This window comes from Pseudomonas sp. IPO3774 (assembly GCF_013386835.1).
In the GTDB taxonomy this organism is placed as follows: domain Bacteria; phylum Pseudomonadota; class Gammaproteobacteria; order Pseudomonadales; family Pseudomonadaceae; genus Aquipseudomonas.
The window spans coordinates 176,754-198,295 of sequence record NZ_JACAQY010000013.1; the positions used below are offsets into that span (position 1 = coordinate 176,754).

The 21,542-nt window shown below is 61.7% G+C and carries 23 protein-coding genes; 8 read left to right on the forward strand and 15 right to left on the reverse strand.

Going from position 1 to position 21,542, the window contains the following annotated elements:
- Positions 1 to 34 precede the first annotated feature (34 nt).
- From HYE77_RS06810 to HYE77_RS06820, 3 genes are all read right to left on the reverse strand, one after another.
- Positions 35 to 667, reverse strand: a complete 633-nt coding sequence (locus HYE77_RS06810) for a LysE family transporter (protein WP_003208844.1) — start codon at positions 665 to 667, stop codon at positions 35 to 37.
- A gap of 203 nt (positions 668 to 870) precedes the next feature.
- Positions 871 to 1,434: a mechanosensitive ion channel family protein gene (locus HYE77_RS06815; protein ID WP_008439307.1), complete on the reverse strand. Its 564-nt coding sequence runs from the start codon at positions 1,432 to 1,434 to the stop codon at positions 871 to 873.
- Entirely contained in the window at positions 1,434 to 3,344 is a 1,911-nt protein-coding gene (locus HYE77_RS06820; RefSeq protein ID WP_003208841.1) for an ATP-binding cassette domain-containing protein, read from the reverse strand. The genes HYE77_RS06815 and HYE77_RS06820 overlap by 1 nt, the downstream gene beginning before the upstream one ends.
- A 50-nt stretch (positions 3,345 to 3,394) precedes the next feature.
- Here HYE77_RS06820 and HYE77_RS06825 point away from each other — a divergent pair, with 50 nt between their 5' ends.
- Positions 3,395 to 3,856, forward strand: a complete 462-nt coding sequence (locus HYE77_RS06825) for a TIGR02444 family protein (protein WP_008439308.1) — start codon at positions 3,395 to 3,397, stop codon at positions 3,854 to 3,856.
- On the opposite strand, the gene HYE77_RS06830 is transcribed toward HYE77_RS06825, so the two are convergent.
- Entirely contained in the window at positions 3,853 to 4,938 is a 1,086-nt protein-coding gene (locus HYE77_RS06830; RefSeq protein ID WP_177068588.1) for an AlgP family protein, read from the reverse strand. The genes HYE77_RS06825 and HYE77_RS06830 overlap by 4 nt on opposite strands.
- Before the next feature lie 192 nt (positions 4,939 to 5,130).
- Between HYE77_RS06830 and HYE77_RS06835 the strand changes: the two genes are divergently transcribed.
- Positions 5,131 to 5,796: an FKBP-type peptidyl-prolyl cis-trans isomerase gene (locus HYE77_RS06835; RefSeq protein ID WP_003208833.1), complete on the forward strand. Its 666-nt coding sequence runs from the start codon at positions 5,131 to 5,133 to the stop codon at positions 5,794 to 5,796.
- Positions 5,797 to 5,849: 53 nt separating this feature from the next.
- Here HYE77_RS06835 and HYE77_RS06840 read toward each other — a convergent pair whose 3' ends face one another.
- The 7 genes from HYE77_RS06840 to HYE77_RS06865 form a co-directional block, all read right to left on the reverse strand.
- Positions 5,850 to 6,308: an Rsd/AlgQ family anti-sigma factor gene (locus tag HYE77_RS06840; RefSeq protein WP_003208832.1), complete on the reverse strand. Its 459-nt coding sequence runs from the start codon at positions 6,306 to 6,308 to the stop codon at positions 5,850 to 5,852.
- Positions 6,309 to 6,514: 206 nt separating this feature from the next.
- The gene (locus tag HYE77_RS06845; protein ID WP_003208831.1) at positions 6,515 to 7,036 is read right to left on the reverse strand and encodes a disulfide bond formation protein B; all 522 of its coding nucleotides are present in this window, start codon (positions 7,034 to 7,036) and stop codon (positions 6,515 to 6,517) included.
- A gap of 237 nt (positions 7,037 to 7,273) precedes the next feature.
- A complete protein-coding gene (locus tag HYE77_RS06850; RefSeq protein WP_177028051.1) occupies positions 7,274 to 8,515 on the reverse strand; it encodes a heme biosynthesis protein HemY in 1,242 nt (413 codons plus the stop codon).
- 5 nt (positions 8,516 to 8,520) lie between these two features.
- Positions 8,521 to 9,639, reverse strand: a complete 1,119-nt coding sequence (locus HYE77_RS32545; RefSeq protein ID WP_256662378.1) for a uroporphyrinogen-III C-methyltransferase — start codon at positions 9,637 to 9,639, stop codon at positions 8,521 to 8,523.
- An 18-nt stretch (positions 9,640 to 9,657) separates the two neighbouring features.
- Positions 9,658 to 10,425, reverse strand: coding sequence for a uroporphyrinogen-III synthase (locus tag HYE77_RS32550; protein ID WP_371321556.1), 768 nt, complete (start codon positions 10,423 to 10,425; stop codon positions 9,658 to 9,660).
- Positions 10,422 to 11,363, reverse strand: coding sequence for a hydroxymethylbilane synthase (gene hemC / locus HYE77_RS06860; RefSeq protein WP_008439333.1), 942 nt, complete (start codon positions 11,361 to 11,363; stop codon positions 10,422 to 10,424). Before hemC ends, HYE77_RS32550 begins: the two co-directional genes overlap by 4 nt.
- Positions 11,364 to 11,501: 138 nt before the next feature.
- A complete protein-coding gene (locus tag HYE77_RS06865) occupies positions 11,502 to 12,248 on the reverse strand; it encodes a LytTR family DNA-binding domain-containing protein (RefSeq protein ID WP_003208820.1) in 747 nt (248 codons plus the stop codon).
- A 563-nt stretch (positions 12,249 to 12,811) separates the two neighbouring features.
- Here HYE77_RS06865 and argH point away from each other — a divergent pair.
- The gene (argH, locus tag HYE77_RS06870; RefSeq protein ID WP_003208818.1) at positions 12,812 to 14,206 is read left to right on the forward strand and encodes an argininosuccinate lyase; all 1,395 of its coding nucleotides are present in this window, start codon (positions 12,812 to 12,814) and stop codon (positions 14,204 to 14,206) included.
- Positions 14,207 to 14,316: 110 nt separating this feature from the next.
- Here the strand turns inward: argH and HYE77_RS06875 are convergent, their stop codons facing one another.
- Entirely contained in the window at positions 14,317 to 14,976 is a 660-nt protein-coding gene (locus HYE77_RS06875) for a glutathione S-transferase family protein (protein ID WP_177068589.1), read from the reverse strand.
- Positions 14,977 to 15,101: 125 nt separating this feature from the next.
- Here HYE77_RS06875 and HYE77_RS06880 point away from each other — a divergent pair, with 125 nt between their 5' ends.
- The 3 genes from HYE77_RS06880 (at position 15,102) to HYE77_RS06890 (ending at position 18,789) form a co-directional block, all read left to right on the forward strand.
- Positions 15,102 to 15,386: a hypothetical protein gene (locus HYE77_RS06880; RefSeq protein ID WP_003208814.1), complete on the forward strand. Its 285-nt coding sequence runs from the start codon at positions 15,102 to 15,104 to the stop codon at positions 15,384 to 15,386.
- Positions 15,387 to 15,534: 148 nt separating this feature from the next.
- Complete coding sequence (locus HYE77_RS06885; protein WP_003208812.1) at positions 15,535 to 15,783, forward strand: TIGR02647 family protein; 249 nt, start codon at positions 15,535 to 15,537, stop codon at positions 15,781 to 15,783.
- A 168-nt stretch (positions 15,784 to 15,951) separates the two neighbouring features.
- Entirely contained in the window at positions 15,952 to 18,789 is a 2,838-nt protein-coding gene (locus HYE77_RS06890) for a class I adenylate cyclase (RefSeq protein ID WP_177068590.1), read from the forward strand.
- On the opposite strand, the gene rnk is transcribed toward HYE77_RS06890, so the two are convergent.
- From rnk to cyaY, 3 genes are all read right to left on the reverse strand, one after another.
- Positions 18,786 to 19,196, reverse strand: a complete 411-nt coding sequence (gene rnk, locus HYE77_RS06895) for a nucleoside diphosphate kinase regulator (RefSeq protein WP_003208808.1) — start codon at positions 19,194 to 19,196, stop codon at positions 18,786 to 18,788. The two genes, HYE77_RS06890 and rnk, sit on opposite strands and share 4 nt — an antisense overlap.
- Positions 19,197 to 19,327: 131 nt before the next feature.
- Positions 19,328 to 19,546 (reverse strand): DUF1289 domain-containing protein, encoded by a 219-nt coding sequence (locus HYE77_RS06900; protein WP_003208805.1) that lies wholly within the window; start codon positions 19,544 to 19,546, stop codon positions 19,328 to 19,330.
- Positions 19,547 to 19,548: 2 nt separating this feature from the next.
- Positions 19,549 to 19,881 carry an iron donor protein CyaY gene (cyaY, locus tag HYE77_RS06905; protein ID WP_003208803.1) on the reverse strand — a complete coding sequence of 111 codons (333 nt, stop codon included), beginning with the start codon at positions 19,879 to 19,881 and terminating at the stop codon, positions 19,549 to 19,551.
- Between the two features lie 239 nt (positions 19,882 to 20,120).
- On the opposite strand from cyaY, the gene HYE77_RS06910 reads away from it, so the two are divergent.
- Together HYE77_RS06910 and lysA are read left to right on the forward strand one after the other, a co-directional pair.
- Positions 20,121 to 20,282, forward strand: coding sequence for a lipoprotein (locus HYE77_RS06910; RefSeq protein ID WP_003208801.1), 162 nt, complete (start codon positions 20,121 to 20,123; stop codon positions 20,280 to 20,282).
- A 9-nt stretch (positions 20,283 to 20,291) separates the two neighbouring features.
- Positions 20,292 to 21,539: a diaminopimelate decarboxylase gene (gene lysA / locus HYE77_RS06915; RefSeq protein ID WP_177068591.1), complete on the forward strand. Its 1,248-nt coding sequence runs from the start codon at positions 20,292 to 20,294 to the stop codon at positions 21,537 to 21,539.
- The last annotated feature ends 3 nt before the right edge of the window (positions 21,540 to 21,542 follow it).

Here is a 21,542-nt window from a genome sequence, read left to right on the forward strand (position 1 = left end):
CCCGCTCCCACATTTTTTGATCTGGTTTCGTCAGTTACGCCGTTGCGCGATGCAGACTTGCGAGAAAGCCCGCCGCACCAACAAACAACCCGGCAAACGTACGGTTCATGCGCTTCTGCTGCTTCGGTGTGCGCAACAGGCGCAACACTTTCGAGGCGAGCCCGGTGTAGCCGGCCATCACGATCATGTCCACGCAGATCATGGTCGCGCCCAGGATCAGGTATTGGTTCAGCAGCGGCGCCTGCGGGTTCACGAACTGCGGCAGCACCGCCAGCATGAACACCAGGGCCTTGGGGTTGCTGGCGTTGACCAGGAACCCGCGGAACATCATCGCCATCGGCTTGCCGATCGGGCGAATCGCCGCGTCATCGCTCAGGTCGGTTGGCAGCGCGCGCCATTGCTTGATGGCCAGGTACACCAGGTACGCTACGCCAAACCATTTGATCGCATAAAACGCGGTGGAGGATGCGGCAAGAATCGCCCCCAGGCCACCGGCGACCACGGCAATCTGCATCGCCAGGCCCAATTGCAGGCCCAGGGCGTTCCAGTAACCGCGCAGGAAACCGTATTGCAGGCCGCTGGACATCGACGCAATGGCACCGGCGCCAGGGGAAAGACTGATGATCCAACTGGCCAGGAAAAAGGCCAGCCATGTGTCGAGCGCCATTACACACCTCAGAGCTTAGTTTGCTGAATGTTTCTAAACTAACGCTGCCGGCTGAGAAATGGCTAGAAAAATTTTGGGGTGCGCCTTTGTGGCGAGGGGGCTTGCTGTGGCGAGGGAGCTTGCTCCCGCTGGAGTGCGTAGCGGTCCCGGCTTTTTTTGGGGCTGCTACGCAGCCCAGCGGGAGCAAGCTCCCTCGCCACAGGTTAAGGCAGCACGTCGCTGCCGCGCCAACGGCGCACCGAGCGCTGGAAGAACAGGCTGTTGGGCACTTGCACCATGACACTGCCGGTACCGGCCTCTTCCACTTCGATCAGCGTGGTGTAGAGCAGGTTGATCGCCACCACCCGGCCTTTGACGCCGGGCTTGTCGACGGTGTCCACCAACTCGACCACATCACCCAGGCGGAACGGCCCGACGGTGAAGATCAGGATGGCGCACAGCAGGTTGGACAACACCGACCACATGGCGAAGAACGCCACCGCTGCCACCGCCACAAAACCCGACAACGCTGTCCACAACACCGTGGCAGAGACGCCCAGGCGCTCCAGCACGAAGATCAGCGCGCTGCCCATGATCAGCCAGCGCAGGCCGCCGCGCAGCGGCATCAGCAACTGCGGCGGGAACGGATAACGTTCCCCCAGGCGGTTCAGGCATTTGGCGACGAAGCGCTGGGCGAGATAGCCGGCCAGCAAGATAAGCAGAATCTGTACGGCCACCCAGATCGGCGCGATCCATTGGGCCGGCAGCGGCAGTTGCAGCGCTTCCATCAGGACAGCGCCTCCAGCTCCGCTTGCAAGGATTCCAGCAGTTCGAGGGCTTCCATCCAGGTCTCCTCCAACTGCGCTTCACGTACCTTGAGCTTGGCCTGTTCGGCCAGCAGGTCGCGCAATTCATCCTTGCGGGCCGGCTCGTAGACGGCGCTGTCACCCAGGCTGGTTTCGATCTTCGCCAGCTTCTCGTGGATCTTGCCCAATTCGGCTTCCAGCTTGTCCGCTTCACGCTTGTGCGGGGCCAGTTGCTGACGCAATGCAGCCGCGGCCTGGCGCTGGGCCTTCTTGTCGGTCTTGTCCGGGTTGACCGGCGTGTTGCTGACCGGCGCGTTGCGCAGGCGGTAGTCCGACAGCCAACGGGCATAGTCTTCCAGGTCGCCGTCGAATTCCTCGACCTTGCCGTCAGCCACCAGCAGGAAGTTATCCGTGGTGCTCTTGAGCAGGTGGCGATCGTGAGACACCACCAGTACCGCGCCGCTGAATTCCTGCAGGGCCATGGTCAACGCCAGGCGCATTTCCAGGTCGAGGTGGTTGGTCGGTTCGTCGAGCAGCAACAGGTTTGGCCGGTCCCAGGCGATCAGGGCCAGGGCCAGGCGGGCCTTTTCGCCACCGGAGAAATTCAGCACCGGCTCGTCAATGCGCGCACCACGGAAGTCGAAACCACCGAGGAAGTCCCGCAGGGTCTGTTCGCGTTCGGTCGGCGCCAGGCGCTGCAAGTGCAGCAGCGGGCTGGCCTTGGCGTCGAGGGAGTCCAGCTGGTGCTGGGCGAAGTAGCCCACCACCAGGTTCTCACCGCGCACCAGGCGACCGGCCAGGGGCTGCAATTCGCCCGAGAGGTTTTTGATCAATGTCGACTTGCCCGCGCCGTTGGGGCCGAGCAGGCCGATCCGCGCGCCAGGGGTGAGCTGCAACTTGACCTTCTCGAGGATGGTCTTGTCGCCATAGCCCAGGCGGGCATCGGAAAGGTCCAGCAACGGGCTGGAGATTTTCACCGACTCGCGGAACACAAAGTCGAACGGTGAATCGACGTGGGCCGCCGACAGTTCTTCCATGCGCTCCAGGGCCTTGATCCGGCTCTGGGCCTGACGGGCCTTGGTGGCCTGGGCCTTGAACCGGGCGATGTAGCTTTCCATGTGCGCGCGCTGCGCCTGCTGCTTCTCGTAGGCCTGCTGTTGCTGGGCCAGGCGTTCGGCACGGGCGCGTTCGAAGGCGCTGTAGCCGCCGCGGTACAGGGTGATTTTCTTCTGGTCGACGTGGGCAATGTTGTCCACCACGGCGTCGAGGAAATCCCGGTCGTGGGAAATCAGCAGCAAGGTGCCCGGGTAGCTTTTCAGGAAGTCTTCCAGCCACAGGATCGCATCGAGGTCCAGGTGGTTGGTCGGTTCATCGAGCAGCAACAGGTCCGAGGGGCACATCAGCGCCTGGGCCAGGTTCAGGCGCATGCGCCAGCCACCGGAGAAGTCGGCGACCGGGCGGTCCATCTGTTCGTTGGTAAAGCCAAGGCCGGCAAGCATCTTGCGCGCACGCGCGTCGGCGGTGTAGCCGTCGGCGCTGTCCAGTTCCGAGTGCAGGCGGGCCTGTGCGGCGCCGTCCTGGGCTTTCTCGGCCTCGGCGAGGTCGTGTTGCACCTGGCGCAGGCGCAGGTCGCCATCGAGCACGTAGTCGATCGCAATGCGGTCGAGGGTGTCGATCTCCTGGCGCATATGGGCGATGCGCCAGTCGGCCGGCAGCAGACAATCCCCGGAGTCGGGAGTCAGCTCACCCAGCAGCAAGGCGAACAACGTGGATTTGCCGGCGCCGTTGGCACCGATCAGGCCGGCTTTGTGACCGGCGTGCAGAGTCAGCTCGGCGTCTTCGAGAAGACGTTGCGGGCCACGCTGTAATGTTAGGCTTTGAAGTCGGATCATAATGGCGGCGGAGTCTACCAGCTTCGTTGGCCGCTGGCTTGGGTGTGAATATGTGCGCTGACCTGTGGAGCTTTGCCCTCTCGACTTACGCCCGCCCGGGCGTCGAGGACGCGTGCCTGCGCTTGCAGGCGCAAGGGGCTGATGTGTGCCTGGTGTTGTGCGGGTTGTGGCTGGAGCAGCGGGGTGTGGCGCCGGAAACGTCGCGCTTGCAGGCACTGCGGCAGATCGCCGGGCCGTGGCAGGCGGAGGTGGTTGAACCGCTGCGGCAAGTACGCACGCGATGGCGGGCCATGGCGCAGCAGGATGCTGAGCTGGGAGCGTTACGGGAGCGGGTCAAGGCTTTGGAATTGGATGCAGAAAGGCTGCTGCTATCACGCCTGGAAGGTGTGGCGCAGCGTTGGCCGATGGCCGAGGTGAATCATCAAGCATGGGTTGAAGGACTGGCGGCCGAAGCCGCCAACCTTGACCACGACGCGCTGCATCAGCTGCGCGCCGCGGTTACCGGCACTTAGGAAGCGCTGGTTGGGGTGACGCTTGGCGCTGCCGGTGCAGGCGTGCTGCTGGCCGGTGCGGTTGGCGCTGTGGTACTGGCAGCAGGTGCAGCCGGGGTCGCAGGCTTTGCAGCTGGAGTAGCTGGTTTGGCTGGTGCTGGCTTGGCGGCGGCAGGTTTAGCGGCTGGTTTGGCAGCTGGTTTGGCAGCAGCAGGTTTGGCGGCCGGCTTGGCAGCTGGTTTCGCAGCAGCAGGCTTAGCGGCCGGCTTCGCGGCTGGTTTTGCAGCAGCAGGTTTAGCGGCTGGCTTCGCGGCAGGTTTTGCAGCAGCAGGTTTAGCGGCTGGCTTCGCAGCTGGTTTCGCAGCAGCAGTTTTAGCAGCTGGCTTCGCGGCTGGTTTCGCAGCAGCGGTTTTAGCAGCTGGCTTCGCGGCTGGTTTCGCAGCAGCAGTTTTAGCGGCTGGCTTGGCAGCTGGTTTTGCAGCAGCGGTTTTAGCGGCTGGTTTGGCAGCTGGTTTTGCAGCAGCGGTTTTAGCAGCTGGCTTGGCAGCTGGTTTTGCAGCAGCAGTTTTAGCCGCTGGTTTGGCAGCCGATTTAGCCGGTGCTTTTGCCGCAGGCTTGGCCGCAGCTTTCGCAGGTGCCTTGGCGGCGACTGCTTTGCTGGCTGGCTTCTTCGCTGCGCTGGCTGCAACGGCCTTAGCCGGAGCACGGGTGCTCAGCACTTTGCCTACAGCTTCCTTCACACGACCAACACCCTGGGCCAATTTCAGGCTCTCGGAAGCATCACGCTTGAGTTGGGAAATGTAGGTGCGGGTTTCGGATTGACGATCCTTGAGGGCGTCGAGCAAGTCCTCAAGTTCTTTGACGGCGTCCTTGGCCTTGGCTTGTGCCTTGGCTTTGCCAGCGGTCGCTGCGCCTTGCAGTTTGGTGCGGGATTTGTGCAGTTTTTCCTGAGCTTTGCCGCGTTGTTTTTCAAGCTTGGCGAGCAACTTCTCAGCATCAGCCAAGGCTTGTGAACAGGCGCTTTCCAAATGTTCGAGCAGGCTGCCCGAAAGTTGTTGGAGCAAATGCAACGGGGTATTTACAGGCTTCTGTTTGGCCGACATGGTTTACCTCCTGGCTGACGTGGGTGCGGCTCATACTAGCCCTCTGCTCTTACCGCCGCTAGGGCATGTTGACAGTATCGATTGGCTTGCGTTGCACCGCACGAAAATTCTTATTGATATAACGAAAATCCACGCCACTTTTTAAGCATTCACACTGGCATAATCCATCGCACTTTCGGCTGGAGAACGCCCATGTCGCGTTACCTTTTTTTAGTGTTGAGCGTGGTGCTTTGCGTGGCCAACGCAAGCGAGAAATCCCCCTCCAAAGATGACCACGACCTGGCCTACAGCCTGGGCGCGAGCCTGGGTGAGCGCCTGCGCCAGGAGATGCCTGGGTTGCAGGTAGAGGCGCTGATCGACGGACTCAAACAGGCCTATCAAGGTAAGCCACTGGCCCTGGACGACACACGCATCGAACAGATCCTTGCCCAGCACGAAGCACAAAACGCGCCGGACAATCGAGCACCACAAAGTGAAAAGGCACTCGCTGCCGAGCAACAATTTTTAGCCAGTGAGAAATCCAAAAGTGGTGTGCGTGAATTGGCAGACGGCATCCTGCTGACCGAACTGACCCCTGGCAGCGGGAAGAAACCGGCGGCCGATGATCGCGTGCAAGTGAATTATGTTGGGCGGTTACCCGACGGGACCGTCTTCGACAAGAGCACACAACCTCAGTGGTTTCGCCTGGACAGTGTGATCAATGGCTGGCGCAGTGCGTTGCAACAGATGCCGGTGGGCGCGAAGTGGCGCCTGGTGATTCCATCCGACCAAGCCTATGGCGCTGATGGCGCAGGCGAACTGATCCCGCCTTATACGCCGCTGGTATTCGAGATCGAATTGCTCAAGGCGGGCGCCTGAGCCCAAACGAAAAACGGTGCGCAATGCGCACCGTTTTCTTGTGTCGGGGGGAGTCAGGCCTTAGCCGTCAACTCTTCCTTGTGAGCGTTGTGCAGCACTTCGATCAGGCAATCTTCCAGCTCGAAACGCTCGTGAAGCAAACCACCCAGCTCTTTGAATTTTTCTGCAACGCACTGGCCGGCATCACACAGGTCGTTGAACGCCAGCAGCTTCTCGGTGATGACATCGATGCGCGGGTAAATCGTCTCCGCCAAATCGAGGCCACGTTGATCGTCGAAAGCCTCGGCCTCTCTGGTCAACTGCTCGTAGATACCGAAGTGCCCCGCCGATACGTAGTCCACCAATACGCCGCAGAATTCCTGCAATGGCTTGCGGTTCTCGCTGAGCGCTTCGGGCTTGGCACCGAGAGCATCAAAGGCCCGAACCAGTTCGTGACGCGCTTTCAACCAACCATCGATCAGCTTGTGCACCCCACCCCAGCGTTCCTGAGCATTCTGACAACGTTCCAGCATGATGATCTCTCTTCCCTATAGGGGCGCCGCACGCTGCCCGCGCAACACTTCAAGGTTAAAGCGGCAACCGGGCAAAGGTGCATCGAACAGTCTGTTTCAATAACGCGTGCGGGCCAGATTATGCCCGCACGACTATGTCATCAAGGTACGCAGGAGAGAAAGTTCATACAAGTGTTTAATCCCTTCCTACAACCTGCGGTTACCTGTCAGTGCCGTGCAAGGCCAAAACGCTGGCTCAGCAGCAACCGCGAGAACTGCGCGATGCCAAGGATCAGCATCGCCACGAAGAACAGCAGGCTCCACTCGGGAATACTCAAGTCGAACAGCGTCCAGTTGATTTCCACGCAGTCGACGGTGCCCTTGAAGATCAAGGCCAACGTCTCTCTCAGCGACAGGTTCTCGATCATGGATTGAAGGCCGGGCCAACAGGCAGGCAACTGTTCCGGCGGCGTATTTTGCAGCAGCACCTGGCGTACGGCGGTAATGGCGCCCAGCACTGCACACCCCATGCTCGCCGCCCAATACAGGTAGATCCCGGACCGCTTCGGCCCATGAATCGCTGCCACGAGATTGATCAGCGTGAAGGCAGCCACAAGAATTCGTTGCACCTGGCACAGGAAACAAGGCCGCAAAAGCGCGGCGTATTCCAGGTAAAAGGACGCGCCCAGCGTCAGCGCACCAGCCAGGAACGCCAGGAGGAACAGGGAGCGTGAGGGGGCCAAAGACATTGTTTATCCGCAACGCAAGAGATAGGTAGTTACGGTAGAGGAAAGACCTTACCCCTTTCAATACGCGCCAGAGCAGACGATTCCGCGAGAGCGTAGGGATATCCCGTCAGAAGGCGAGCGATTAAACGCGCGTCTACGTAGGAGTTTACTACAAGCCGTATTGACTACAGCTATTGGGCGTTATTGAAGGGTTGGCCACCAGACAATTCTGAGGCAACCCTTACTCTGTTTCCTACTTCAAACCCGTGCCGGCACCGGCAGCGGTGACGCCAGCAAACGCTTGTCCAGCAAGCCCAGGCCTTCCTGGAACAACTGGTTGCTGCGCTCAGTGTCGCCCAACTGCGCCAGCAGGCGTGCCAGCTCGGCGCAGGCCTCAGGGTTGCGCTGCACCTGAAGGCTGCTTTCAAGGTAATCCCGCGCCTTGCCCCACAAGCTGTTTTGCAGGCACAGGCGCCCCAGGGTCAGCAGCAGGCTGGCATCGCCTGGATGGTCCTTGAGCCAGCCTTCGGCGAACTTCAACTGTTTCGCCGGATCGCTGCCACGCAGCAGCCCGTAGAGCCGGATCAGATGACTGTCGTACTCGCGCTTGAGGGCACCGCGCAGCACTTCTTCGGCCTTGGCGTCCGCGCCCAACTGGCGCAGTTGTTCGGCGTACGCCAGCACCAGTTGCGGCTCCTGGCGCTGGGCCGAAGTCAGTTGTTGCCAGGCCAGCTCCAGGGATTGCTGCCCGGCCTCGCCCTGCTCTTCGCGCTGGGCAGCCAGGGTCAGGTTCTCGCCCCAGGCACGTCGCTCCAGGTCGGCCAACTCGGCAGGCGGCAACACCTTGTCCTTGCGCAACTCCGGCAATAGCCGGATTACCGAAGACCAGTCGCCACGCTGTTGATACAGCCGCTGCAGTTGGCGCAATACCTGGACGTTATGCGGATGACGCTCATGCATGGCCTGCAGGGTGACCAGGGCGCCATCGGTGTCACCGCGGTCCATCTGCAACTGCGCATGGCTCAAGGCTACCGCCAGTTCGGCCTGGGGCTGGCGCTCAAGCGCGCGTTCCAGCAGGCCATCCGCTTCCTCATAACGGCCCTGTTCGTTGGCCGCACGGGCGGCGCCGAGGTAGTAGAGCAATGGCTGGCGTTCGGCTTCGGCCGCACGGTGCAAGTGACGCTCGGCACTGGCCCAGCGCCCTTCGGCGAGGTCCATCTGGCCCTGCTCAATGGCAACCTGGACCCGACGGCTGCGGTTGCGCCGCGACCACGGATTGACCACGCCACCCGAGGTCAGCACCAGGCCCAGCAGCACCCTGGCCAAATAGATCACCAGGCCGATGGCAAACAACGCCACCAGCGTCGACCACAGCCCCGACTCGTAATGCAGCACATGGGGATAGGTAATCAGCACGTAGCCGGTATGTTTCGAAATGCCCACGGCCAGTGCCAGGCCGATCGCAATCGCCAGCACCAGGATCACATAGAAGCGCTTCATCGGCTTTACTCCTGGGTCGCCGGCTTGCCAGCGGAAGCCTTGGCTTCCTCGGCAGACAGGTGGCGACGGTCAAGGTAAGCCTGCACGGCAGCCAGGCTAGCGGCCAGGTCCGGCGTGACCACTGAGACGGCCTTGGGCTCAAGCTCGGCAATACGGGCCAGCATGGCTTTGCTTTGCGGGTTGTCTTGATTGAAGTTGTCCTGCAACACGCTGCGAGCCTCGCCCAGGGATCGGCTGTACACCGCCGGCTCGCCGTTGAGCGCCGCCCATTGCGCCTGCTCAAGTGCAAGGCTCAGGGCCAGGCGCACCTGGTTCAGGCCTTGCCCTGCCAGGAGCGGGCGAATGTTGTCATCAGGATTGAAGTCGATGCGGAAATACCGCGAGATCTGCGCCCACCACTGACTCCAACGGCTGTCCGTGTCGGTGGTCGGACGCCCATCATTGGCCGCTTCAGGGAGTTGGTATTCCGGCGCGATGGCCGCCAACTGCACAACCTGATCGCGCAATGCCGCCAGTTGCAGGTACAGCCCGGTACGGTCGGGCTGTTCGATATTGCGCAACGCGGCGAGGCTCTTGGCCAACTGCTCACGGGCGGCGTAGGAGCCAGGGTCACTTTGTTCGCGGAGGATTTCGTCAGCGCCCTGGACCAGTGCCTGGGCACTGTTGATGTCCTGCAAGGCGGAAAGACGCAGGCTGGCCAGGCGGATCAAGTGCTCGGCCTCGGCCAGGCGCCAGTCCTGGCGGCTGGCCCCCAGCACCGTTTCCAGGCGCTGGCTCAGGCGTTGTTGATCACCCTGCAATTGCGCCACCAGCCGGCGACGGTCTTCCAGCTCATCGGCGCCGGGCAGTTGCCCCAGACGGGCCGACAGCTGCTGCTGGCTCTGCTTGAGGCTCTGGGATTGGTCGTCCAGGGTTTGCACTTGGCCCAGCTGTTGCTGGCTGCTCGCCTGCAGTGCGCGGACCTGCCAGATCCCCCAGCCACCGGCGGCAACGCCGGCGGCGCCGAGCAACAAGGCCACGATGGCCAGGCCGTTGCCACGGCGCGGGGCGGTGGTGACCGGTGTCTCAACAGGCGCATCAAGCGCGGGCTGAGCTTCATCTTTAGGCAAGGCTGTTTCGCTCACGTATCCATCCTTTGCGTATTAGAGAGTGGGAACGGAAACACTCCGTAACGCCACTAACAAAGCCGCGGCACTGGCGCCACGACAATCCACAACTTCTTTCGCGCCAGCGGCACGCGCCATCTCGGCGACTCGCGGGCTGGGCACGAACAACGGCAGCTGTGCCACCTGGGGCCAATCTGTACCGGCCAGCGCTTGCAGGTGTAAAAAACCCTGCCCACTGCTGACCACCACGCCGTTCAAGCGTTCCACGTTTATGCGCTGGGTCAGCGTTGCACGGTCGTAGTCCGGCAGGAAACGGCGATACAACTCCAGATAGTCGACACTAGCACCTTGCTCGCGTAAACGCTCAGCCAGCAGCTCTCGCCCGCCCTCGCCCCGCAGGATCAGCACCCGGGCGCCGGGCTTCGAGATAGCCTCGCGCAAGGCGACCAGTTCAAGCAAGGCTTCACTGTCGTCGCCGTCGTGGGGATAACTGACATAAAGGCCATGCTCGGCCAACACCTGCGCCGTAGCAGCGCCGACACTGAACCACGGTAACGCCGGCGGTTGCGGCCAGTGTTGAGCCAACAACTGCAAGCCCAGGCGCGCGGCCGGCTTGCTCACCACGATCACCGCGCAATAGCGGTCCAGCTCGCGAAAAACAGTCTGTTGTTCAGGCGTGACAGGCAGCGCTTCAATCTCCAGCAACGGCAGGCTGCTGCTGAAAACACCTTCTTCGGATAACGTCGCCGCCAGGGCCGCCGACTCCTCGGCAGGCCGCGTCAGCAGCACACGCCATTGCATCACTGCGGCCCGGCCTCGCCGTACACCGCTTGCAGAATGGCACCGGCGCCTTTTTCCAGCAGTTCCTCGGCGACCTTTATACCCAGGCTGGTGGCCTCGCTTTGCGGCCCGCGAATCTCTGCGGTGAGCAACAACCCACCACTCGGGTCGCCCACCAGGCCACGCAGCCAGAGGTTCTCGCCCTCAAGCACGGCGTAACAGGCGATCGGCACCTGGCAGCCACCGTTGAGGTGCTTGTTCAGGGCACGTTCGGCGGTGACGCGAATTTCGGTGTCCTGGTGATCCAGCGGCTTGAGCAGCGCATGAATTTCGCTGTCGGCGGTGCGGCATTCAATGCCCACAGCGCCCTGCCCGCCGGCCGGCAAGCTGTCTTCGACGCTGATGGCCGAGGTGATGCGGTCTTCAAAGCCCAAGCGGATCAAGCCGGCTGCCGCGAGAATGATCGCGTCATATTCACCGGCGTCGAGCTTGGCCAGGCGAGTATTGACGTTGCCCCGCAGGAAGCGGATTTGCAGGTCCGGGCGGCGGGTCAGCAACTGCGCCTGGCGACGCAGGCTGGAGGTGCCGACGACGCTGCCCAGCGGCAGCTCATCCAGGGAGGCGTAGGTATTGGAAACGAAGGCATCGCGGGGGTCTTCGCGCTCGCAGATGCAAAAAAGGCCCAGGCCTTCGGGGAAGTCCATGGGCACATCTTTCATAGAATGCACGGCGATGTCGGCTTCGTTCTCCAGCAGCGCGGTTTCCAGCTCCTTGACGAACAGGCCCTTGCCGCCGATTTTCGACAGTGGCGAATCAAGCAGCTTGTCGCCGCGACTGACCATGGGCACCAGGGACACCTTCAGGCCGGGATGGGCCTGCTCAAGACGTGCTTTGACGTACTCGGCCTGCCATAAGGCCAGGGCGCTTTTACGGGTGGCGATGCGGATTTCGCGAGAGGACATGGATCAATCCGTACTGAATAGATACGGCAGATAATAACAGCTCAGGCAAATGCGCTTTGATTTGAATCAGCAAGTGCGGGGCCTCCCTGGCCGCGTCGCACCGGGATATGGGCGGTGAAGCTCGCGTCAGCCCTCGGGCTAAAGCTGCTGCATCATCTTGCGCACACCGGCGACATGGCGCCGGCTGACGATCAGGGCGTCGCCATTGAGGCCCTTCAGGAACAGCTGAAAGTGCCCAAGCGGCGTGCGCTGCAGGCGCTCGATTCGCTCGCGGGCCACCAGCGCATTGCGGTGGATGCGCACAAAGCGGTCGCCAAATTCATCTTCCAGCGCCTTGAGTGGCTCATCGAGCAGCACTTCACCAGCCTCGTGACGCAAGGTCACGTACTTGTGATCGGCGATGAAGTAGACCACCTGGTCCAGGGGAATCAACTCGATGCCCTTGCGGGTACGGGCGCTGATATGGCTGCGTGGCCCATTGCCGCCCTGGGCTGCGGGCTGGGTCAAGGCTGCCAGTTGGACACGATTGGGACGCTCGGCCTTTTTCAAGGCGCGAAGCAACGCATCGGCATTGATCGGCTTGACCAGGAAACTGGCGCCGCTGGCATCCAGGGCCTCGGAAGAGAACTCATCCTGGGAGGCGCACAGCACCACCGAAGGCGGCGATTCTCGCTCGCTCAGGCGGGCAGCCACCTGCAAGCCATCAAGGCCCGGCATGCGGATGTCGAGCAACACGACGTCCGGCTTGAGGCTGTCAATAAGGGCCAAGGCTTCCTCGCCACTGGTGGCGCTCGGCTCAAGGACATTGTAACCCTCGAGTTCACTGACCAAACGGCTCAGTCGCTCGCGGGCTTGGGGTTCGTCATCAACGATCAGGACATTCATATTGCGCTGGATTCCTGCGTGAGTCTCGCACAAGGATAGCGTAGACAGGTGCGGTGACTTCCGTCACGGCGATCCACGCTAAGACTAGCGCGAGCGGCAAAAAGTGCCCCGAGAGTGGCACCAATATTTACCCGGACCTGTTCAATCGCGCCCAAAGCCTGCTGCCTTCGGGCATCGTCGTAGGGTTTGCTGATACACAATACGAACACCCCCTCTCTAATGGATAGCCTGGAGTTCGACCTCATCGCCCGGCATTGGTGCAGTGCACCTTCTGTCAGCGCGAAGCTCTATCAGTGCAACTGTAGACGCTGGCGAAGACGATATTGCTCAATCGTCAAATATCGTTTCAATAAACACGCTTTGTTTGACCAAGGACCGCAAGTTTCCCCCCCCGATCGGTCCTGGCTCCAGTCTCGTCCTGCGCGAGTCCGGGGGCAAGGCACTTAGCCATCTTGGAAACAAATAAAAATGCCCCGCCCCGGCATCGTCGCCTCCGGGGGCAACCCTGTTATTATCGGCGCCACACTTTCATGCCCTCTTTCCAGCAGATCACGAGCGAATCCATGAGCACCGACAAGACCAACCAGTCCTGGGGCGGCCGCTTCAGTGAACCCGTCGACGCCTTCGTCGCGCGCTTCACCGCCTCCGTCACTTTCGACCAGCGCCTCTACCGCCACGACATCATGGGCTCGATCGCCCACGCCACGATGCTGGCCAAGGTCGGCGTGCTGACCGACGCCGAGCGCGACAGCATCATCGACGGCCTGACCACCATCCGTGGCGAGATCGAAGCCGGCACCTTCGACTGGCGCGTCGACCTGGAAGACGTGCACATGAACATCGAGGCCCGCCTCACCGACCGCATCGGTGTGACCGGCAAGAAACTGCACACCGGTCGCAGCCGTAACGACCAGGTGGCTACCGATATCCGCCTGTGGCTGCGGGACGAGATCGACCTGATCCTGGCAGAAATCACCCGCCTGCAAAAAGGCCTGCTGGAGCAGGCAGAGCGTGAATCCGGCACCATCATGCCCGGCTTCACCCACCTGCAGACCGCACAGCCTGTGACCTTCGGCCACCACCTGCTGGCCTGGTTCGAAATGCTCAGCCGCGACTACGAGCGCCTGGTGGACTGCCGCAAGCGCGCCAACCGCATGCCTCTGGGCAGCGCTGCACTGGCTGGCACCACCTACCCGATCGACCGCGAATACACCGCGCAGCTGCTGGGTTTCGACGCCGTGGGCGGCAACTCCCTGGACGGCGTGTCGGACCGTGACTTCGCCATCGAATTCTGCGCCGCGGCCAGCATTGCGATGATGCACTTGTCGCGCTTCTCCGAAGAGCTGGTGCTGTGGACCAGCGCGCAATTCCAGTTCATTGACCTGCCGGACCGCTTCTGCACCGGCAGCTCGATCATGCCGCAAAAGAAAAACCCCGACGTGCCGGAGCTGGTACGCGGCAAGAGCGGCCGTGTATTCGGTGCGCTGATGGGCCTGTTGACCCTGATGAAAGGCCAGCCGCTGGCCTACAACAAGGACAACCAGGAAGACAAGGAACCGCTGTTCGACGCCGCCGATACCCTGCGCGACTCGCTGCGAGCCTTTGCCGACATGATCCCGGCGATCAAGCCCAAGCACGCCATCATGCGTGAAGCGGCCCTGCGCGGTTTCTCCACCGCCACCGACCTGGCGGACTACCTGGTACGCCGTGGCCTGCCGTTCCGCGACTGCCACGAGATCGTCGGGCATGCCGTGAAGTACGGCGTGGACACCGGCAAGGACCTGGCGGAAATGAGCCTGGAAGAACTGCGCCAGTTCAGCGACCAGATCGAGCAGGACGTGTTTGCGGTGCTGACCCTGGAAGGCTCGGTGAATGCCCGTAACCATATCGGCGGGACTGCGCCGGCGCAGGTGAAGGCTGCCGTGGTTCGCGGCCAGGCATTGCTCGCCAGCCGCTAAAAGCTTCGCGAGCAAGCCCGCTCCCACATTCGACTGCATTCCAAAGGTGGAACTCGGTCAAATGTGGGAGCGGGCTTGCTCGCGAAAGCCTCATCACAAACACCCAAGATCTATTTCTTGGCAGCAATCATCGCCATAAACGCCGGCATCGCCGCTTCCTTGTCCGCCGCCACCCGCTGGGCATTCGGCAGCGCCTGCAAGCGCTCCAGCAACGGCTTGGCCTTCGGCAACTCAGCCAACAGATCCAGCCCGAACAGCTTCCCGGCCACGGCACAGGCCAGGTCCACGCTGTACACAAAATACAAATCCGCAATCGTGAAACTGTCCCCCGCCACATACGGCGCAAACTTCCCGTGCCGCCCCAGCGATGCGATCCCCAGCAATAACTCCGCCCTGGACTTTTCCTTGATCGCCTCCGGCACCGGCATTCCGAAAAACGCCTCGGCAAAACACGCCCGGGCCGGCAACTCGATGTACAGCTCGATTTCCCTGCACAACGCCAGCACTTGGGCGCGCTGGAACGGCTCGCTCGGCAGCAGCGATCGCCCGCCCTGGGTCTGTTCGAGGTATTCGAGGATCACGCTGGTTTCGTTGATAAACCCTTGCTCGACACCCAGCACCGGCACCTTGCCCCGGGGGCTCACGGCCAAGGCTTCAGGGGTCTGGCCTGCGTAGAACGGCACCTCTTCGAAGGGCAGCCCTTTCTCCAGCAGCGCCAGTTTGACCATGTTGTAGTAGTTGCTGACCGAAAATCCATAAAGCTTGAGCATCACAAAGCCTCCAGGCCGTGTACGGGGTTGGCAGCAGTGGTTATAGATCGGGAGGCCGCGCCTGGCCAGCAGCATCAGCCGAGTGAATGGGGGTAGACTGGCGCCCTTTCCTCCAGGAGCCTGCCATGAGCGAGCCAACCGATATCGACAACGACGAAGAAGAGTTCGCCGAGACCACCTTGATTGAAGCGATCGAAAACCAGATCGAAAGCGACAACCCGCCCGCCGCCAAGGCCACGTTCAACAAGCTGACCCTGGTGGGCTACGAGCGCGAAGACATCCTGCAAATGATGGCCCACGTCCTCGCCATCGAAATTGACGCGCTGCTCGAAGAAGATCGCGCCTTCAATACCGAATGGTATGAAACTGCGTTGCGTGCGCTGCCGGAGCTGCCACCCGAGAAGCAATAAGCCTCACACCGCGCTGGCCAGCAAACTCTTGCTGGCCACAATCCTGCCCCACATCAACACCGCATGAGTTCCGACTGGACAGCTCGCCCAAGTGCGTTCACCTTATGGCTGCTAACGTCTAAAAATTCCTAGAAAGTCTGGAGTCCTTATGTCGTATACCCCTGAGTTGGTTGCCGAACTGGAAATCCTTGCACTCTTCAACCTGGGCAGCTCCCAGGAAGGTCTGAAAGTTCATCAGACTGCCGCTCCCACTGCCATTGCCGCCGCCCGGCGCCTGTTTGATAAAGACCTGATCGACCAGCCAGACGGTGGTTACCTCACCAGCCTCGGCCGGGACGCTGCCGAACACGCACAAAGCCTGCTGACTATTCTGACGACCGCCAAAGAAGCCGCCTGACACCTCGTATCGCCCACGGGATCCTCTCTTCACGGATTCCGCGGGCATTCCCGCGCCCGGGATAAAATTCCGGCGTCAAAAACAAATTCCCTCTAAACCTCCTACGCTACTGGCTGTAAACTCCCACACGGCCGCCCACGTCGGGCCCTGCGAGCCACCGAGTTCGACATGACCCGCACCCACGAAATCCGCCCCGACCTGGACGAAGGCATCGACCGCAAGGTGCTGGCCCAGTTACGCGCGCGGTTTCTGGCCCTGAACGAAGGCCGCATGGCCCGGGCCGTCGAAGGGCTGACGCCACGCCAGCAAAGCGTGTTGACCCTGCTGCCGCTGTTTTTCCACGTGAATCACCCGCTGTTGCCGGGCTATGTGTCGGGCAGCACGCCGGCCGGCCTGTCGAATTTTGAACCCGACGCGCAAGCCTTGGCCGAGGCCCAGCGCCTGACCCGCACGTTTTCCTACAAGCCCCGCCACGGCAACCCACCGCGGCCGATTCATGGCCTGTTCCTGATGGGCAGCCTGGGCACCCTGGCCCAGGCCGATCAAAGTGATATGGACGTGTGGGTCTGCCATGCGGCCGATCTCAGCGAGAACGAGCTGGCCGAGTTGCGCAAGAAATGCCAACTGCTCGAAACCTGGGCCCTGAGCATGGGCGCCGAGGCGCACTTCTTCCTGATCGAGCCGACGCGGTTTATCCAGGGCGAGCGCGACAGCCAACTGAGTTCAGAAGACTGCGGCACCAGCCAGCATTACCTGCTGCTGGACGAGTTCTACCGCACCGCCATCTGGCTGGCCGGGCGCACGCCGATCTGGTGGCTGGTGCCGGTGTACGAAGAAACCCGCTATGCCGACTTCACCCACGCGCTGATTTCCAAACGCTTTATTCGCGCCGATGAAACCCTCGACCTGGGCCACCTGGCGCACATCCCGCCGGGTGAATTTATCGGTGCCGGCTTGTGGCAGTTGTTCAAGGGCATCGAATCGCCCTACAAATCAGTACTGAAACTCCTGCTGACCGAGGTCTACGCCAGCGAGCACCCGAAGGTGCAGTGCCTGAGCCTGCGCTTCAAGCGCGCTGTGTTTGCCAATCAGCTGGACCTGGACGAGCTGGACCCGTACATCGTCGTCTACCGCCGGATCGAGGAGTACCTCAAGGCCCGTAATGAGCCGGAACGCCTGGAACTGGTGCGGCGCAGCCTGTACCTGAAGGTCAACCGCAAGCTCAGCGCGGGCCAGCGCACCGGGTGGCAGCGTTTGCTGCTGGAGCGCCTGGCCAGCGAATGGGGTTGGGACCAGCGCCAACTGGCCCTGCTGGACAGCCGCAGCCAATGGAAAGTCCGCCAGGTGGCCTCCGAGCGCCGGGCGCTGGTCAACGAGCTGAACTACAGCTATCGCTTCCTGACCCAGTTTGCCCGCACCGAACAGACCGTCAGCCTGATCAACAAGCGCGATCTCAATGTGCTGGGCCGGCGCCTGTACGCCGCCTTCGAGCGCAAGGCCGGCAAGGTCGAGTTCATCAACCCCGGCATTGCGCCCGACCTTGCCGAAGACACCCTGACCCTGGTGCAGTCGCCCAACCGCAAAGAGCCCGGCCAGCATCATTGGGGCTTGTACAACGGCAGCCTGACCGCTCTGGAATGGGAGCACTTCGCGCCGATCAAGCGCAGCCGCGATTTGCTGGAAATGCTCACCTGGTGCCACCGCAACGGCGTGATCGACAGCAGTACCCGCCTGGCGCTGCATCCCGGCAGCAGTGACATGACCGAATTCGAGCTGTTCAACCTGCTGGGCAGCCTACAACAAACCGTCGTCCTGCCCCTGGCCAGCGTCGATGAAGACCGCCTGCTGCGCTCGGCAGTGCCCGAGGAAGTGCTGCTGCTGATCAACGTCGGCGTCGACCCGCTCAAGCATCATCGCGACCTGAACATCCTGATGACCACCGAGCGCACCGACTCCCTGAGTTACGCGGGCGTACGGGAAAACCTGGTGCTGACCCTGGACCAGGTCACGCTCAACAGTTGGAACGAGGTGATGGTCAGCCGCTATGACGGCCCCCACGCGCTGCTCGATTGCCTGCGCGACTACCTCAATCAGCTACCGCCCAATCACTTGCCGCGCTTGCGGGTGCGCTGTTTCTGCCACAACCGCGCGCAGTTCATTGCCCAGCGCGTGGAGGAAATCTTCGACACCGCGCAAAACCTGCTGCTGGGCCAGGAAAACCACCGCTACCTGGTGCAGGTGCAACAGCACTACCACGTGATGGAGCTGACACCCGGCCAGGCCAACCATGTGTCACTGGCGACCCAGGACGCGCTGATCGCCTACCTCACTGAGGAACTGGCCAGCTACAGCCCGCTGCACCTGGACACCATGGCCCTGGAAGACCACGACCTGGCGCTGCTGCTGCCCATGGGCCTGCCCGACTGTGTGCAGGTGTTCTACCGGATCAGCGACGGAGTTGCCGAGCTGTACGTGCTGGATGAGTTCAACGCGCTCTGGCAGCAGCGCCTGCCGTTCCACGACGAGCAAAGCCTGTTGGTGCCGTTGCAGCGCTTCCTGCAGTCGATCATTTATCGCCGCGACGCGCTGCTGCCGCTGGATCCGCAACAGCCCTTCGGCGCGGTGCAAATCCTGTATTACCAGCTGTTGCCGTCAGGCAGCGGCCGTGCACGGCGGGCCGAACCGCGCCCAGCGCCGCAAACCCCGGCCAACAAGCCGTTCTACGACGTGCAGGCGATTATCGGCAAGGCAGCACCGGGCCAGGTGGGGATCACCTTGTACTGCAATCAACGGGAGTTTTCCGAGCTGGAATTTGGCGACCAACTGTTTGCGGTGGTCGCCCAGCAAATCGTCGGGCAACGCCGGGAAGCCGAGCGTTACCGCTGCTACATCACCGATCTGGACCTGTCCGGCCTGCTCGGTGATGTTCAAAGCCCGAGCAATCTGTACCTGCGCTACAAGGCTGATCTGGAACTGGCGCTCAATGAAGCGCTGAACCAGGTTTAGAGAGGAAAGGCGCCACCGTCTTTCGGCTGGCCTTCGACGCCGAGCAATTCAAGCTTGAGGGTCTTGCCACCCGGTGCTGGCCAGTCGATGTGCTGGCCGACTTGCAGGCCCAGCAATGCACTGCCCACCGGCGCCAGGATCGAGATTTTGCCTTCGTCGGCGTTCGCGTCCTTGGGGTAGACCAGGGTCAGGTGATAGTCCTTGCCACTGCCTTGTTCACGGCAATGCACGCTGGAGTTCATGGTCACGACAGATGCAGGCACTTCATCGTGGCCAACCACTTCTTCGGCGCGGTCGAGTTCGTGTTGCAGGGCTTCAACGCCCGGCGACGCCTCGCCGACACGGTCGATCAGTTGCTCAAGACGCTGCACGTCAAGACGGGTGAGGATGATGGAAGGTGCGGTCATGATTCAGGCAGACTCCTTTTTTCTGCACAAAAAAGCAAAACCCCGCCAGGAAAAGGCGGGGTTCTCACGGACCTCGATGAGTTGAGGTGTATCCGGACACTACCACAGCACAATAAATAAACAAGACGGCCTCAGGCGCAGGTCCTGCGCTGCTCGGCCTGTGCGACGATAACGCGGCGTCGCGCATCGTCGGCAGAGCGCCATTCGCGGATGTCTTCCACATGACGGAAGCAACCGAGGCAGACTTTGTGCTCATCCAGCCGACATAAACTGATACAAGGTGACGGCACCGCCGGGCTGACATTGCTGAACAGCGGCTTGGGCGGGCGTACGGGAACGGGCTGCGTCACGATCAGATCTCGTCGAAGTCCAGCTCGACGCCGGCTTGTTCCTGGGTGAGGCGCGCGAGCATTTCGCTCAGCAGCTCATCGGTGGTGTCGTGGGTCCAGCGTTTTTCTTCTTCATCGTAATCGAAGTGAAAACCACCGGAACGCGCCGCCAGCCATAGCTGACGCAGGGGCTCCTGGCGGCTGAAAATCAATTGGGTGCCATTTTCAAACTTGACGGTGAGCACACCGGCCGAGTTCTCCAGGTCCACATCCAGACCGCTGTCGTCGAAAATATCCTCCAGCGCTTGCTGGGTCGCATCCACCAGGTCGTGAAAACGGGCTTCGGTCAAACTCATTGTGGGAACCTCGAAAAGTGTCTGGTCTCGCTCAAGCGCCGCACAATACGGACGCGCCATCATGATTGCAAAGGATACCGATTTCATTACCCACAGCCGTGTGAATTATCCTCGATTGGTGTAAGCACAATCGCGACAAACTCGGCAAAGCCCCGCCGGACGGGTATTTCGGCGCATAGGCAATCCGGCGGGTGGTCGGTATACTCGGGCGCAATTAATGCATATTCAAGGATTTCGCCATGAAGCGCCTGATCTCTTCCCTTGCTGCGCTCGTCGCGGTCGCTTGCCTCGTTAGTGCCTGTGGTCAAAAAGGCCCGCTGTATCTGCCCGATGACAGCAAAGACCCGAATGAACAGGCGCAATCGTCGCAAACCAAAGCGCACAAGCACGACACCTACTAAGGGAACATCATGGACGCTTTTAACTACCGGGACGGCGAGCTGTTCGCGGAAGGTGTCGCGCTGTCCGCCATCGCCGAGCGCTTTGGTACCCCGACCTACGTGTACTCCCGTGCCCACATCGAAGCGCAATACCGCTCCTTTGCCGATGCGCTGGAAGGCACGCCGAGCCTGGTGTGCTTCGCCGTAAAAGCCAACTCCAACCTGGGTGTACTCAATGTCCTGGCGCGCCTGGGCGCCGGTTTCGACATCGTGTCCCGGGGCGAGCTTGAGCGTGTACTGGCCGCCGGCGGCAAGGCTGACAAAATTGTGTTCTCCGGTGTCGGCAAGAGCCGCGAAGACATGCGCCGCGCCCTGGAAGTTGGCGTGCACTGCTTCAACGTCGAATCCACCGACGAGCTGGAGCGCCTGCAAGTGGTGGCCGCCGAGATGGGCGTTCGCGCGCCGATCTCCCTGCGGGTCAACCCGGACGTCGACGCCGGCACTCACCCGTACATTTCCACCGGTCTCAAAGAGAACAAGTTCGGCATCGCCATTGCCGACGCCGAGGACGTGTACATCCGCGCCGCGCAGTTGCCGAACCTGGAAGTCTTGGGTGTCGACTGCCATATCGGCTCGCAACTGACCAGCCTGCCACCGTTCCTCGACGCCCTCGACCGCCTGCTGGCGCTGGTCGACCGCCTCGGCGAGTGCGGCATCTACCTGCACCACATCGACCTCGGTGGCGGCGTGGGTGTGCGTTATCGCGATGAAGAGCCGCCGCTGGTGTCCGACTACATCAAGGCCGTGCGCGAGCGCCTCGAAGGCCGCGACCTGACGCTGATGTTCGAGCCGGGCCGCTACATCGTCGCCAACGCCGGCCTGCTGCTGACCCAGGTCGAGTACCTCAAGCACACCGAGCACAAGGATTTCGCCATCGTCGACGCGGCGATGAACGACCTGATCCGTCCGGCGCTGTACCAGGCCTGGATGAATGTGACGGCCGTCAAGCCACGCGCAGGCGAAGGCCGCAGCTACGATATCGTCGGCCCGATCTGCGAGACCGGCGACTTCCTGGCCAAGGAACGTCAGCTGGCCCTGGAAGAAGGCGACCTGCTGGCCGTGCATTCGGCCGGTGCCTATGGGTTTGTCATGAGCTCCAACTACAACACCCGCGGGCGTACCGCCGAGGTGCTGGTGGACGGTGGTCAAGCGTTTGAAGTGCGTCGCCGCGAGACGGTAGCCGAGTTGTTTGCTGGCGAAAGCCTGCTGCCGGAGTAAGGT

What these genes read in the sequence shown, in the direction of transcription:
- HYE77_RS06810 (WP_003208844.1), bottom strand. Translation starts at nt 667, where the DNA reads ATGGCGCTCGACACATGGCTGGCCTTTTTCCTGGCCAGTTGGATCATC.
- HYE77_RS06815 (WP_008439307.1), bottom strand. Translation starts at nt 1,434, where the DNA reads ATGGAAGCGCTGCAACTGCCGCTGCCGGCCCAATGGATCGCGCCGATC.
- HYE77_RS06820 (WP_003208841.1), bottom strand. Translation starts at nt 3,344, where the DNA reads ATGATCCGACTTCAAAGCCTAACATTACAGCGTGGCCCGCAACGTCTT.
- HYE77_RS06825 (WP_008439308.1), top strand. Translation starts at nt 3,395, where the DNA reads ATGTGCGCTGACCTGTGGAGCTTTGCCCTCTCGACTTACGCCCGCCCG.
- HYE77_RS06830 (WP_177068588.1), bottom strand. Translation starts at nt 4,938, where the DNA reads ATGTCGGCCAAACAGAAGCCTGTAAATACCCCGTTGCATTTGCTCCAA.
- HYE77_RS06835 (WP_003208833.1), top strand. Translation starts at nt 5,131, where the DNA reads ATGTCGCGTTACCTTTTTTTAGTGTTGAGCGTGGTGCTTTGCGTGGCC.
- HYE77_RS06840 (WP_003208832.1), bottom strand. Translation starts at nt 6,308, where the DNA reads ATGCTGGAACGTTGTCAGAATGCTCAGGAACGCTGGGGTGGGGTGCAC.
- HYE77_RS06845 (WP_003208831.1), bottom strand. Translation starts at nt 7,036, where the DNA reads ATGTCTTTGGCCCCCTCACGCTCCCTGTTCCTCCTGGCGTTCCTGGCT.
- HYE77_RS06850 (WP_177028051.1), bottom strand. Translation starts at nt 8,515, where the DNA reads ATGAAGCGCTTCTATGTGATCCTGGTGCTGGCGATTGCGATCGGCCTG.
- hemC (WP_008439333.1), bottom strand. Translation starts at nt 11,363, where the DNA reads ATGTCCTCTCGCGAAATCCGCATCGCCACCCGTAAAAGCGCCCTGGCC.
- HYE77_RS06865 (WP_003208820.1), bottom strand. Translation starts at nt 12,248, where the DNA reads ATGAATGTCCTGATCGTTGATGACGAACCCCAAGCCCGCGAGCGACTG.
- argH (WP_003208818.1), top strand. Translation starts at nt 12,812, where the DNA reads ATGAGCACCGACAAGACCAACCAGTCCTGGGGCGGCCGCTTCAGTGAA.
- HYE77_RS06875 (WP_177068589.1), bottom strand. Translation starts at nt 14,976, where the DNA reads ATGCTCAAGCTTTATGGATTTTCGGTCAGCAACTACTACAACATGGTC.
- HYE77_RS06880 (WP_003208814.1), top strand. Translation starts at nt 15,102, where the DNA reads ATGAGCGAGCCAACCGATATCGACAACGACGAAGAAGAGTTCGCCGAG.
- HYE77_RS06885 (WP_003208812.1), top strand. Translation starts at nt 15,535, where the DNA reads ATGTCGTATACCCCTGAGTTGGTTGCCGAACTGGAAATCCTTGCACTC.
- HYE77_RS06890 (WP_177068590.1), top strand. Translation starts at nt 15,952, where the DNA reads ATGACCCGCACCCACGAAATCCGCCCCGACCTGGACGAAGGCATCGAC.
- rnk (WP_003208808.1), bottom strand. Translation starts at nt 19,196, where the DNA reads ATGACCGCACCTTCCATCATCCTCACCCGTCTTGACGTGCAGCGTCTT.
- cyaY (WP_003208803.1), bottom strand. Translation starts at nt 19,881, where the DNA reads ATGAGTTTGACCGAAGCCCGTTTTCACGACCTGGTGGATGCGACCCAG.
- HYE77_RS06910 (WP_003208801.1), top strand. Translation starts at nt 20,121, where the DNA reads ATGAAGCGCCTGATCTCTTCCCTTGCTGCGCTCGTCGCGGTCGCTTGC.
- lysA (WP_177068591.1), top strand. Translation starts at nt 20,292, where the DNA reads ATGGACGCTTTTAACTACCGGGACGGCGAGCTGTTCGCGGAAGGTGTC.